The 12,103-nt window shown below is 60.2% G+C and carries 10 protein-coding genes; 1 reads left to right on the top strand and 9 read right to left on the bottom strand.

The window, feature by feature from the left end; all coding sequences use genetic code 11:
- Positions 1-3: 3 nt before the first annotated feature.
- The 6 genes from ccoO (J7E41_RS15180) to ccoN (J7E41_RS15155) all read right to left on the bottom strand — a co-directional run bounded on the left by ccoO (J7E41_RS15180) (position 4) and on the right by ccoN (J7E41_RS15155) (position 5,730).
- On the bottom strand, positions 4-612 hold the full coding sequence (gene ccoO, locus J7E41_RS15180; RefSeq protein ID WP_214994017.1) for a cytochrome-c oxidase, cbb3-type subunit II: 609 nt from the start codon (positions 610-612) through the stop codon (positions 4-6).
- Positions 612-2,054 carry a cytochrome-c oxidase, cbb3-type subunit I gene (gene ccoN, locus J7E41_RS15175; RefSeq protein ID WP_214994015.1) on the bottom strand — a complete coding sequence of 481 codons (1,443 nt, stop codon included), beginning with the start codon at positions 2,052-2,054 and terminating at the stop codon, positions 612-614. Before ccoN (J7E41_RS15175) ends, ccoO (J7E41_RS15180) begins: the two co-directional genes overlap by 1 nt.
- Before the next feature lie 481 nt (positions 2,055-2,535).
- A complete protein-coding gene (gene ccoP, locus J7E41_RS15170; protein ID WP_214994013.1) occupies positions 2,536-3,483 on the bottom strand; it encodes a cytochrome-c oxidase, cbb3-type subunit III in 948 nt (315 codons plus the stop codon).
- Positions 3,480-3,683, bottom strand: coding sequence for a cbb3-type cytochrome oxidase subunit 3 (locus J7E41_RS15165; RefSeq protein WP_214994011.1), 204 nt, complete (start codon positions 3,681-3,683; stop codon positions 3,480-3,482). The genes ccoP and J7E41_RS15165 overlap by 4 nt, the downstream gene beginning before the upstream one ends.
- Positions 3,684-3,686: 3 nt before the next feature.
- Entirely contained in the window at positions 3,687-4,295 is a 609-nt protein-coding gene (gene ccoO / locus J7E41_RS15160) for a cytochrome-c oxidase, cbb3-type subunit II (RefSeq protein ID WP_034108140.1), read from the bottom strand.
- Positions 4,296-4,305: 10 nt separating this feature from the next.
- Positions 4,306-5,730: a cytochrome-c oxidase, cbb3-type subunit I gene (gene ccoN / locus J7E41_RS15155; RefSeq protein WP_214994009.1), complete on the bottom strand. Its 1,425-nt coding sequence runs from the start codon at positions 5,728-5,730 to the stop codon at positions 4,306-4,308.
- A 79-nt stretch (positions 5,731-5,809) separates the two neighbouring features.
- On the opposite strand from ccoN (J7E41_RS15155), the gene J7E41_RS15150 reads away from it, so the two are divergent.
- Positions 5,810-6,502 carry an alpha/beta family hydrolase gene (locus J7E41_RS15150; protein WP_251029507.1) on the top strand — a complete coding sequence of 231 codons (693 nt, stop codon included), beginning with the start codon at positions 5,810-5,812 and terminating at the stop codon, positions 6,500-6,502.
- Between the two features lie 95 nt (positions 6,503-6,597).
- Here J7E41_RS15150 and J7E41_RS15145 read toward each other — a convergent pair whose 3' ends face one another.
- From J7E41_RS15145 to acnA, 3 genes are all read right to left on the bottom strand, one after another.
- Positions 6,598-8,163 carry a methyl-accepting chemotaxis protein gene (locus tag J7E41_RS15145; RefSeq protein ID WP_214994007.1) on the bottom strand — a complete coding sequence of 522 codons (1,566 nt, stop codon included), beginning with the start codon at positions 8,161-8,163 and terminating at the stop codon, positions 6,598-6,600.
- A gap of 140 nt (positions 8,164-8,303) precedes the next feature.
- The gene (locus J7E41_RS15140; protein ID WP_214994005.1) at positions 8,304-9,095 is read right to left on the bottom strand and encodes a CPBP family intramembrane glutamic endopeptidase; all 792 of its coding nucleotides are present in this window, start codon (positions 9,093-9,095) and stop codon (positions 8,304-8,306) included.
- 106 nt (positions 9,096-9,201) lie between these two features.
- Positions 9,202-11,943: an aconitate hydratase AcnA gene (gene acnA / locus J7E41_RS15135; protein WP_214994002.1), complete on the bottom strand. Its 2,742-nt coding sequence runs from the start codon at positions 11,941-11,943 to the stop codon at positions 9,202-9,204.
- Between the last annotated feature and the right edge of the window lie 160 nt (positions 11,944-12,103).

Here is a 12,103-nt window from a genome sequence, read left to right as displayed (position 1 = left end):
AGATCACCGTTTGCTTTTGATGATGGTGCCCAGGCCTTGCAGATAGGCCACCAGTGCGTCCATTTCGGTCTTGCCCTTCACGGCATCCCTGGCGCCGGCGATGTCTTCGTCGGTGTAAGGCACGCCCAGGGTGCGCAAGACTTCCATTTTCTTCGCGGTGTCCTTGCCGTCGAGCTTGTTTTCCACGAGGAACGGGTACGCCGGCATTTTCGACTCGGGAACCACGTTGCGCGGGTTGTACAAGTGCGCACGCTGCCAGTCATCGGAGTAACGACCGCCCACACGGGCCAGGTCCGGACCGGTACGCTTGGAACCCCACAGGAACGGGTGGTCCCAAACGCTTTCACCGGCAACCGAGTAGTGGCCATAGCGTTCGGTTTCGGCGCGGAACGGGCGGATCATCTGCGAGTGGCAGCCGACGCAACCGTTGGCGATGTAGACGTCGCGGCCTTCCAGTTCAAGGGCGGTGCGTGGCTTCATGCCTTCTACCGGCTTGTTGGTGACGTCCTGGAAAAACAGCGGAACGATCTGGGTCAGGCCGCCGATGCTCACGGCGATGACCATGAAGAAGGCCAGCAGGCCGATATTCTTCTCGACTACTTCATGCTTCATCAGTGAGCTCCCACTACAGCGATCTGAGCGGCGGCTTCAGCTTCAGCCGGGTTCGAGGCGCGAACGGTGCGCCACACGTTGTAGGCCATGAACAGCATGCCGCTGGCAAAGAACGCACCACCGATGGCACGTACGATGAAGCCAGGATGGCTGGCTTGCAGTGCTTCGACAAAGGAGTAGGTGAGGGTGCCGTCATCGTTGATTGCACGCCACATCAGGCCCTGGGTGATGCCGTTGACCCACATCGAAGCGATGTAGAGCACGGTACCGATGGTGGCGAGCCAGAAGTGGGTGTTGATCAGGCTGACGCTGTGCATCTGCGCACGTCCGAACAGTTTCGGGATCATGTGGTACAGCGCACCGATGGAGATCATCGCCACCCAACCGAGAGCGCCGGCGTGTACGTGGCCGATGGTCCAGTCGGTGTAGTGGGAGAGCGAGTTGACGGTCTTGATGGCCATCATCGGGCCTTCGAAAGTCGACATGCCGTAGAACGCCAGCGAAACCACCAGGAACCGCAGGATCGGGTCGGTGCGCAGCTTATGCCAGGCGCCCGACAGGGTCATCATGCCGTTGATCATGCCGCCCCAGCTTGGCGCCAGCAGGATGATCGACATCGCCATGCCCAGGGACTGAGCCCAGTCCGGCAGGGCGGTGTAGTGCAGGTGGTGCGGACCTGCCCAGATGTACAGGGTGATCAGCGCCCAGAAGTGCACGATGGACAGGCGATAGGAGTAGATCGGACGCTCGGCCTGTTTTGGCACGAAGTAGTACATCATCCCCAGAAAACCCGTGGTGAGGAAAAAGCCTACGGCGTTGTGGCCGTACCACCATTGGATCATCGCGTCGGTCGCACCGGCGTAGGCCGAGTAGGACTTGAAGAAACTCACCGGCAGCGAGGCGTGGTTGACGATGTGCAGCATCGCCGTCACGACGATGAAAGCCCCGTAGAACCAGTTACCCACATAGATGTGTTTGGTCTTGCGCTTGACGATGGTGCCGAAGAACACCGCACCGTAGGTGACCCAGACAATCGCCAGCAAAATGGCGATAGGCCATTCCAGCTCGGCGTATTCCTTGGTGGTGGTGTAACCCAGCGGGAGGGTAATGATTGCGCCGATGATGACCGCTTGCCAGCCCCAGAAGGTAAAGGCCGCCAGTGAGTCTGAAATCAGTCGGGTCTGGCAGGTTCGCTGCACGACGTAGTAAGAAGTGGCAAACAGTGCACATCCACCGAAGGCGAAGATCACCAGGTTGGTGTGCAGTGGGCGCAGGCGTCCAAACGTCGTCCACGGCAGGCCAAAATTCAACTCTGGCCAAACCAGTTGCGAGGCGATGAAGACACCGAGCCCCATGCCAAGGATCCCCCAGACCACCGTCATGATGGCGAACTGGCGGACTACCTTATAGTTATAAGCAGTCGGACTGATTGCTGTGCTCATTCTAAGGTTCCACGGTTTAGGTTTTTTTATAGGGTAAAAATCGGTCGCAAGTATGGAGAAAGCAGGGTTCCATTGCAACGCAAGGTGACCTGCGTCAATGCGTTCCAAACCAGATTCTGCGCCCTTTCCATGTTTGGCGTAAGGACAAAATCCAATATGAAAAGCTGACGAGTTGGACAGGAAATTTGAAGGGTCGAAGGTACTTGTAACTTGGTGTGTGTAAACAAGCGGCCCGGGTGACGACGGGGTAGTGGCACGACAGCCGGTCACTGCCAGCCTTTGCGCCTGTCATCGAGCAGAAATGTTCAACCCATCGAGTGCAAGTCGGCCGTCGACCGGCCAAAGCCAGTCCACTGTGGGGACAAGCGTAGACCCGAATGGCAGGAGGGGAAAGTCAGCAATCAGGCAGGTGCGACAATGGGTCGCAAAGAGGTATGAACTGCCGCACCTTGATCAGATGCGGCTGTTCGGTATTGCCGTGTTACTCAGGCCGGCTTTCAGGCGTTGCGCCATCGGCGTTGTGGGACAGGCTGTAGACGTAGGCGGCGAGCAAATGCACCTTGTCATTGCCTTGCAGCACTTCCTGCGCTGGCATCTGGCCCTGGCGACCGTGGCGAATGGTCTGCTGCAACTGCGCCAGACTGGTGCCGTAGATAAAGCCGCTTGGCTGCGTCAGGTTCGGCGCGCCCATGGCTTCAACACCATGGCCATCCGGCCCGTGACAGGCCACGCAAGTGGTGCTGAATGCCGTTTGGCCAGCCGCCACATCGGCGGTGCTATCAGCCGGCAGCGGCAGTTTAGCCAGATCGTGACGCACATAGGCGGCGACGTTTTTCACCCCGTCTTCACCCAGCACGTCACCCCAGGCTGGCATTGCGGCATGACGGCCGTTCATGATCGTCGCCTTGATGGCCTCTGCCGAACCACCCCAGCGCCAGAGGTTGTCCGCCAGGTTCGGGAAACCGTACGCGCCCTTGGCATCCGAGCCGTGGCACACCGAGCAGTTGGAGGCGAACAAGCGGCCGCCCATTTTCAGCGCTTGTGGGTCTTTCGCGACGTCTTCCACGGGCATGGCCGAGAATTTGGCGAAGATCGGCCCGAACTTGGCGTCGGCCCTGGCCATTTCCTTGTCCCATTCCTTGGTCTGGGTCCAGCCGTCTTCATAGCCCGGCAACACGCCTTTCCAGTTGCCCAGGCCCGGGTAGAGGATCAGGTAGCCGACCGCAAATACCAGGGTTCCGGCAAACAGCATGAACCACCATTGCGGCAGCGGGTTGTCGTATTCCTCGATCCCGTCGAACGCGTGGCCCATGGTCTGGTCGACGCTGCCGCGGGTTTCGCCTTTGCGGGTGCCGATCAACAGCCAGGTCAGGCCGATCAGGCTGCCGAGGGTCAGTGCGCAGATCCATGTACTCCAGAAGGTCGTCATGGCCGGATGCTCCTTGTTACAGGCTCTTCTTGAGCGTCGGTGGTAGGCATGGGTTCATCGGCAAACGGCAACAGGCGTGCCTGCTCGAACTCCGCGTTGCGCCGGCTGTTGAATACCCAGAGCGACAGGCCGATAAAAGCGATGGCCACAATCAGCGTGCCCAGGCCACGGAGGGTGCCTGCATCGAATTCAAATCCCATGGCTCACCTCTTGCTCTTGATGGCAGTGCCAAGCACTTGCAGGTACGAAACCAGCGCGTCCATTTCGGTCTTGCCCTTGAGGCTGGCTACCGCGCCGCTGATGTCGTCGTCGGTGTAGGGCACGCCGAGGGTGCGCATGACCTTGAGCTTGGTCTCGGTGTGGCTGCTGTCGACTTGGGCGGTGACCAGCCATGGATAGGCCGGCATTTTTGACTCCGGTACCACGTTGCGCGGGTTGTACAAGTGCGCGCGGTGCCAGTCGTCCGAGTAGCGCGCACCAACGCGAGCCAGGTCCGGCCCGGTGCGCTTGGAGCCCCACAGGAACGGGTGGTCCCACACGCTTTCACCGGCGACCGAGTAGTGGCCGTAGCGCTCGGTTTCGGCGCGGAACGGCCGGATCATCTGCGAGTGGCACTGTACGCAGCCTTCGCGGATGTAGATGTCGCGGCCTTCCAGTTGCAGCGCGGTGTAGGGCTTCATGCCTTCCACCGGCTTGTTGGTGACGTCCTGGAAGAACAACGGGACGATCTGGGTCAGGCCGCCGATGCTCACGGCGAGCACCATCAACAGCATCAGCAGGCCGACGTTCTTTTCAATGGTTTCGTGTTTCATCATCGACTCCTCAGGCCATCTGCGCGGCAGTGGTGGCTTCGGCGGGTTGCGCCGAACGCACGGTGCGCCAAGTGTTGTAGGCCATCAGGAACATGCCGCTGAGGAAGATCGCACCGCCCACCAAACGCACGATGAAGCCTGGGTGGCTGGCCACCAGGGTTTCGACGAAGGAGTAGGTCAGGGTGCCGTCTTCGTTGACCGCACGCCACATCAGGCCCTGGGCGATGCCGTTGACCCACATCGACGCGATGTAGAGCACGGTGCCGATCGTGGCCAGCCAGAAATGCGCGTTGATCAGGCCGAGGCTGTACATCTGCTCGCGACCGAAGATTTTCGGGATCATGTGGTACAGCGCGCCGATGGAGATCATTGCCACCCAGCCAAGCGCGCCGGCGTGTACGTGGCCGATGGTCCAGTCGGTGTAGTGGGAGAGAGCGTTGACGGTCTTGATGGCCATCATCGGGCCTTCGAAGGTCGACATACCGTAGAACGCCAGGGATACCACCAGGAAGCGCAGGATCGGGTCGCTGCGCAACTTATGCCAGGCGCCCGAGAGCGTCATCATGCCGTTGATCATGCCGCCCCAGCTCGGTGCCAGCAGCACCAGCGACATCACCATGCCCAACGACTGCGCCCAGTCCGGCAGTGCGGTGTAGTGCAGGTGGTGGGGGCCTGCCCAGATATACAGGGTGATCAGGGCCCAGAAGTGCACGATGGACAAACGATAGGAGTACACCGGACGTTCGGCCTGTTTCGGCACGAAGTAGTACATCATTCCGAGGAAGCCGGCGGTGAGGAAGAAACCTACCGCGTTGTGGCCGTACCACCACTGCACCATGGCATCCGTCGCACCGCCGTAGAGGGAGTAGGACTTGGTCAGGCTGACCGGGATTTCCAGGTTATTGACGATGTGCAGAATGGCCACGGTGATGATGAATGCACCGAAAAACCAGTTACCCACATAGATGTGTTTGGTGTTGCGCTTCATGATCGTGCCGAAGAACACGATGGCGTAGGCGACCCAGACGATGGTGATCAGGATGTCGATTGGCCATTCCAGCTCGGCGTATTCCTTGGAACTGGTGTAGCCCAGCGGCAAGGTGATCGCGGCCAACACAATGACCAACTGCCAGCCCCAGAAGCAGAACTGTGCAATTTTTGGTGCGAACAGTTGAGTCTGGCAGGTGCGTTGCACCGAGTAGAAGGAGCTGGCAAACAAAGCGCAGCCACCGAAGGCAAAAATCACCGCGTTTGTGTGCAACGGGCGCAGGCGACCGAAACTGGTCCAAGGCAGGTTGAAGTTGAGTTCGGGCCATACCAACTGGGCAGCGAGAAAAACCCCGAGCCCCATGCCAACGATGCCCCACACCACCGTCATAATGGCGAATTGGCGGACCACCTTGTAGTTATAGGCGGTACTTAAAGTAGTGTTCATGGTTCCCCATCCACGGTTCAACCCAAGCCAATGCGGCACTTGGGCTGGAGTTATAGGCAGACTAAAAAGCGAGGTAAGCATGGGCAAAGAGCACAAGGCCAGTATTGACGGGGATCAATGGGCGCGGTGTGTGCGGGAACGCGGCTGGATTTGGGATGTCGCCTCAGGCGTCGCCCCGGACGAATCCGTGACGCTGATCCTGGCCCACGGTGCGGGCGCGCCGATGGACTCGGGCTTTATGAACGACATGGCTGAACGCCTTGCCGGGCATGGCGTGAACGTATTGCGCTTCGAGTTTCCCTACATGGCCCAGCGCCGTGTGGATGGCGGCAAACGCCCGCCGAATCCAGCGCCAAAACTGTTGGAATGCTGGCATGAGGTGCATGCCGAGGTGCGACGTCATGTCGCTGGGCGTTTGGCCATTGGCGGCAAGTCCATGGGCGGGCGGATGGCCAGTTTGCTGGCTGACGAATTGAGCGCGGATGGGCTGGTGTGTCTGGGGTATCCGTTTTATGCGGTGGGCAAGCCGGAAAAGCCAAGGACCGAGCATTTGGCTGGATTGAAGACGCCGACGTTGATTGTTCAGGGCGAGCGGGATGCGCTGGGCAATCGGGCGGCGGTGGAAGGGTATGCGTTGTCGCCGAGCATCGAAGTGATGTGGTTGGTGGCGGGGGATCATGATTTGAAGCCGTTGAAGGCCTCGGGGTTTAGTCATGAGCAGCACTTGGAGGCTGCGGCGGTGAAGGTGTCTGGGTTTCTCGGCGCCTGTTAGGGCCCTTTCGCGAGCAAGCCCGCTCCCACATTCGACCGAGTTGTTCTGAATGAATACGGTCAAAATGTAGGAGCGGGCTTGCTCGCGAAAGCGATTTACCGGTTAAACCGTTCCACCAGCGAGTACTGGGTATTCGCCGTATGCGTCAGCTCTTCACTCAACTGCGCCGAGTTCAACGCCTGCTCCGACGTCTGATCCGCCAACAGCGCAATCGTGCTGATATTGCGGCTGATCTCTTCGGCCACGGCGCTTTGCTCTTCGGTGGCGGCGGCGATCTGTGTGGTCATGTCGGTGATATTGGCCACCGCTTCACTGATCCCCACCAGCGCTGCATCCGCCTCCATCACCCGCGCCACACCTTCTTCTGCCTGACGATGCCCGGCATCCATGGTCTGCACGGCCGCGCTGGCGGTCTGCTGCAGCTTGGCGATCAGTGTATGGATCTGCCCAGTGGACTCGGCGGTGCGCTGCGCCAATTGCCGTACTTCATCGGCCACCACCGCAAAACCACGACCCATCTCCCCGGCACGGGCCGCTTCGATGGCCGCGTTCAAGGCCAGCAGGTTGGTCTGGTCGGCAATGCCTTTGATCACGTCGACTACGCCGCCGATTTCATCGCTGTCCTTGGCCAGTTGGGTCACGGTCACGCCGGTTTCGCCGACGGCCGCCGACAGACGCTGGATAGCGTCGCGGGTTTCTCCGGCAATATCGCGGCCGCGACCGGTGAGGCGATTGGCTTCCTGAGTAGCGTCCGCCGTGCGCTGCACATGGCTGGCCACTTCCTGGGTCGTTGCCGCCATCTGATTGACCGCCGTGGCCACTTGTTCGGTCTCCACGCGTTGGCGTTCCAGGCCGCTGGAGCTGTTATGCGCCAAGGTATTGGACTGTCGCGCCTGCTCATTGAGGTGCTCGGCGGTGTCCTGCAAGCGTGTCAGACACGTCTTCAGACGGGCTTCCTGACTCAGGATCGACATCTCCAGACGTGCCTGTGCGCCACGACTGTCGGTGTACATCTGCGCGATCAGCGGGTCGGAAGTGGTCTGTTCGGCCAGGCGCAACAGGCGTTTGAGGCCGCGTTGTTGCCAGGACAAACCCAGCAAGCCCAACGGCACCGAAAGCGCCGCCGCCAGGGCAAAGCCCCAATGCGAGTTAAGCCACACGCCAATCAGGAAGCTTAACTGGCTGACCAGGATAAACGGCAACCAGTCCTGCAGCACCGGCAGCCACTTGTCACGGCGTGGAATGGCCGGCTTGCCCTGGTTGATGCGCTGGTACAGCGCTTCGGCGCGGCGGATCTGCTCGGCGGTGGGCTTGACCCGCACCGATTCGTATCCGATCACCTGATTACCGTCGAAGACCGGCGTCACATAGGCGTTGACCCAATAATGATCGCCGTTCTTGCAGCGGTTCTTGACGATGCCCATCCATGGCAAGCCTTGTTTGAGCGTGGACCACATGTGTGCGAACACCGCCGCCGGTACGTCCGGATGGCGAACCAGATTGTGCGGCGCGCGCGTCAGCTCGTCATGGGAAAACCCACTGATTTCGACAAAGGCGTCGTTGCAGTAAGTGATCACACCTTTGGCATCAGTGGTGGAGATCAACCGTTGCTGAGCGGGGAAGGTACGTTCGCGCTGGGTAACGGGTTGGTTATTACGCATGGTGGTTCAATCCGCAAGGCTTTGACAGGTTGTCGGCCGTTACGGGGTTTTATTTAACTTGTTTTTGCAACAATCGGCACAGCCTCACACCGTTGAGATCCGGCGCTGGCACAGGCTGTGCTCGTTTGACAGGCGCGTTGTCAGCCCGCCAGCATCGGGTAGGTAAACAGCGCAAAGTGCAGCAGGTTCAAGCCGAAGTGCGTGGCAATCGCCGCGCCCAGGCCGCCAAAGCGATACGCCAGCCCGTAACCGACGCCGGCAATTCCCGCCAGCAGCGTCCACTGCCAGCCTGCGCCCAGATGAACCAGGCCGAACAGCAGGGATGCCAACAGCAGCGCCAGGTTTTCACCGTAGGGTAACTGCTTGAAACGCCGGCTCAGACCGCCCTGGATGTAGCCACGAAACAGCGCTTCTTCCACCAGCGTCACCAGCAACAGGTTGTTCAACACCCACAGCCACGCCTGGTCCGGCCATTTCGGTGCCCAACTGATAATGCCCAGCAGCAGCGCGCCACCGAGGGCGGCGATGGTCGTCAGGGTCAACGCCATGGCAGTGGCGTAGATCGAAAGACGCAGGGAGCGACGGGCGACAATCCACGGGCACGCCAGCAGCAACCAGAAGCCTATCAGGGGTTTATCCTGGTTCAGGTACATCGAGAAGGGTACGGAGTCGTCGGTAAAGCGTTGCGGGTCAATTGCGCGGCCGTTATAGAAACCTGGCAGCCAGTGCATCGCGAGGCCCAGGGCCAGGACAATAAACAGCCCATGGCCGAGGTAGCGTGCCCAAGGGTTTCGCTGTTGGCGGACGGCAAAGCCGGCGACCAGCAGCAAGGCAATGGACACCACCGCCAGCAATCCCAGTTTCCCGTAGATCAAGGCCAGTACATAGCCAATGGAAAGAAGCGCCAGGTATAGCCAGGGCAGAGCAAGCATGAGGAGTCCTTGTGACGGTAAACAGCGCGGCATTATAACGACCGTCGCGGTGTACCCAAAAGAAAACACCGCCCATAAAGGCGGTGTTTAGTGTGGCGAGTGTCCGTTACGAGGCGATTAGTTGCCGCAACACATAATGCAAAATCCCCCCCGCCTTGAAGTACTCCACCTCATTGAGCGTATCGATCCTGCACAGCACTTCTACTTTTTCGCTGCTGCCGTCTTCCCGGGTAATCACCAGCGTCAGATTCATCCGCGGCTCTATATTGGCGTCCGTCAGCCCCAAAATGTCGACCTTCTCCTTCCCCGTCAGCTTCAACGTCTTCCGGTTCTGATCCAGCTTGAACTGCAACGGCAACACACCCATCCCCACCAGATTAGAGCGGTGAATACGCTCAAAACTCTCGGCGATGACTGCCTTGACCCCCAGCAGGTTGGTGCCCTTGGCCGCCCAGTCGCGGCTTGAACCGGTGCCGTACTCCTGACCCGCGATGACCACCAGCGGCGTACCGGATGCCTGATATTTCATGGCCGCGTCGTAGATCGGCATTTTCTCGCCGGTAGGGATGTAGATCGTGTTGCCGCCTTCTTCACCGCCGAGCATTTCGTTGCGGATACGGATGTTGGCGAAGGTGCCGCGCATCATGACTTCATGGTTGCCCCGGCGTGAGCCGTAGGAGTTGAAGTCCCGGGGTTCGACGCCTTGTTCGCGCAGGTAGTGGCCGGCGGGGCTGTCGGTCTTGATGTTGCCGGCGGGGGAGATGTGGTCGGTGGTCACCGAGTCGCCGAGCAGGGCCAGGACGTTGGCGCCTTTGACGTCTTTGATTACCGGCAGAGGCCCGGCGATGTCGTCGAAGAACGGTGGGTGCTGGATGTAGGTGGAATCCTTCTGCCACACGTAGGTAGCAGCTTGCGGGACTTCGATGGCTTGCCATTGTTCGTCGCCAGCAAACACTTCGGCGTATTCCTTGTGGAACATGCCGGTGCTGACTTGCGCGACGGCGTCGGCGATTTCCTTGCTGCTGGGCCAGATGTCTCGCAGGTATACGGGTTTGCCATCCGAGCCGTTACCGAGCGGTTCGCTGCTGATATCCATGCGTACAGTGCCTGCCAGCGCGTAGGCCACCACCAGGGGCGGGGAGGCCAGCCAATTGGTCTTCACCAGCGGGTGAACCCGGCCTTCAAAGTTACGGTTGCCCGACAGCACGGAGGCGACGGTCAGGTCGGCTTGCTGGATGGCTTTTTCAATCGGTTCCGGCAGGGGACCGGAGTTGCCGATGCAGGTGGTGCAGCCATAACCCACGAGGTCGAAGCCCAGTTGGTCCAGGTACTGAGTCAGGCCCGCGGCCTTGTAGTAGTCGGTGACCACTTTGGAGCCCGGCGCAAGGGAGCTTTTTACCCATGGCTTACGCTGGAGACCTTTCTCCACGGCCTTTTTCGCTACCAGGCCAGCCGCCATCATCACGCTGGGGTTGGAGGTGTTGGTGCAGGAGGTGATCGCGGCGATCACCACGGCCCCGTTTTTCAGGCGATAGGTCTGACCTTCGAAGTCGTAGTCGGCTTCGCCTATCAGGTCGGCGTTGCCTACAGCGACACCGCCACCGCCTTCGCTTTCCAGGCGGCCGACTTCCTTGCTTGCCGGTTTGAATTGCAAATCGATGAAATCAGTGAAGGCTTGGCCGACGTTGGGCAGCGAGACGCGGTCTTGCGGGCGTTTCGGGCCGGCGAGGCTGGCTTCGACGCTGCCCATCTCCAGGGCCAGGCTGTCGGTGAAGACCGGCTCCTGACCCGCCTTGCGCCACAGGCCCTGAGCCTTGGTGTAAGCCTCCACCAGTTTCACGGTGGCGGTCGGACGGCCCGACAGGCGCAGGTAGTCCAGGGTCACGTCATCCACGGGGAAGAAGCCGCAGGTGGCGCCGTATTCCGGGGCCATGTTGGCGATGGTTGCGCGGTCGGCCAGTGGCAGGTCGGCGAGACCGTCGCCATAGAACTCGACGAATTTGCCCACTACGCCTTTTTTACGCAGCATCTGGGTGACGGTCAGCACGAGGTCGGTGGCGGTGATGCCTTCTTTCAGTTTGCCGGTGAGCTTGAAGCCGATGACTTCCGGGATCAGCATCGACACCGGTTGCCCGAGCATCGCCGCTTCGGCTTCGATGCCGCCCACGCCCCAGCCCAGTACGCCGAGACCGTTGATCATGGTGGTGTGGGAGTCGGTGCCCACCAGGGTGTCGGGGTAGGCGTAGGTGCGGCCGTCTTCGTCCTTGGTCCACACGGTGCGGCCAAGGTACTCCAGGTTGACCTGGTGGCAGATACCGGTGCCAGGCGGCACCACGCTGAAGTTGTCGAAGGCGCTCTGGCCCCAGCGCAGGAAGGCGTAGCGTTCGCCATTACGCTGCATTTCGATGTCGACGTTCTGCTCAAAAGCGCTGGCGGTGCCAAATTTGTCGACCATCACGGAGTGGTCAATCACCAGGTCCACCGGTGATAGTGGATTGATCCGCTGGGGATCGCCACCGGCCTTGGCCATGGCGGCGCGCATGGCCGCGAGGTCAACTACGGCAGGCACACCGGTGAAGTCTTGCATCAGCACGCGCGCCGGGCGGTATTGGATCTCGCGGTCGGAGCGGCGCTCCTTGAGCCAGGCGGCAATGGCCTTCAGATCGGCGCCGGTGACGGTTTTTTCGTCCTCCCAGCGCAGCAGGTTTTCCAGCAGGACCTTGAGCGACATCGGCAGCTTGTCCAGATCACCCAGGCTCTTGGTGGCTTCGGGCAGGCTGAAGTAGTGGTAGGTCTTGTCGTCGATTTCCAGGGTTTTAAGGGTTCTCAGGCTATCAAGGGATGACATCGAATGACTCCTTATGGTCCGCACGGCTACGGACCTGACGGGACGGATAGAGCTTCTAAGCTAGCCCTGTTTTAAGTAGCTGGCTAATAACTGGACTCTATGGACAGATCCAAGGTTCCGAAGTCAGCTATCATGCGCGCGTTTTCATGACAGGCATTGC

The sequence above is a fragment of the Pseudomonas fluorescens genome (assembly GCF_018614655.1).
In the GTDB taxonomy this organism is placed as follows: Bacteria; Pseudomonadota; Gammaproteobacteria; order Pseudomonadales; family Pseudomonadaceae; genus Aquipseudomonas; species Aquipseudomonas fluorescens_BX.
Note: the sequence above shows the minus strand (reverse complement) of the source record. Positions and strands in the feature narration are given on the sequence as shown.